The 258-nt window shown below is 38.4% G+C and carries 1 protein-coding gene; it reads right to left on the bottom strand.

Going from position 1 to position 258, the window contains the following annotated elements; all coding sequences use genetic code 11:
- Positions 1-22 precede the first annotated feature (22 nt).
- Positions 23-247, bottom strand: a complete 225-nt coding sequence (locus RYX56_RS23600) for an NADPH-dependent FMN reductase (protein WP_317124285.1) — start codon at positions 245-247, stop codon at positions 23-25.
- Positions 248-258: the final 11 nt, after the last annotated feature.

Raw genomic sequence — 258 nt, 5'->3', positions numbered from 1 at the left:
CTCCAGGTATCGACCAGATATATTAGGGAGTGAGGATGATAACCCCATCAGCTTCTTTCACCTTCTTTTTGAAATCACGTACAGATTCTGGAGGGTTGTTCTCTTCATCTTTGTTATAATGTGTATGTATACCAATATCAAGAATTTCCATATCAAATTTATTCTGATTCCGTTCCTGAATAGTGGCGGCCAACTGCCGATTATAGGAATCCTTTCTTAAACTGCCGACGATTGCAACAATTTTCATCTTCTATTCAC

The sequence above is a fragment of the Alkalihalophilus lindianensis genome (assembly GCF_032843265.1).
In the GTDB taxonomy this organism is placed as follows: Bacteria; Bacillota; Bacilli; order Bacillales; family Bacillaceae_D; genus Alkalihalophilus; species Alkalihalophilus lindianensis.
Note: the sequence above shows the minus strand (reverse complement) of the source record. Positions and strands in the feature narration are given on the sequence as shown.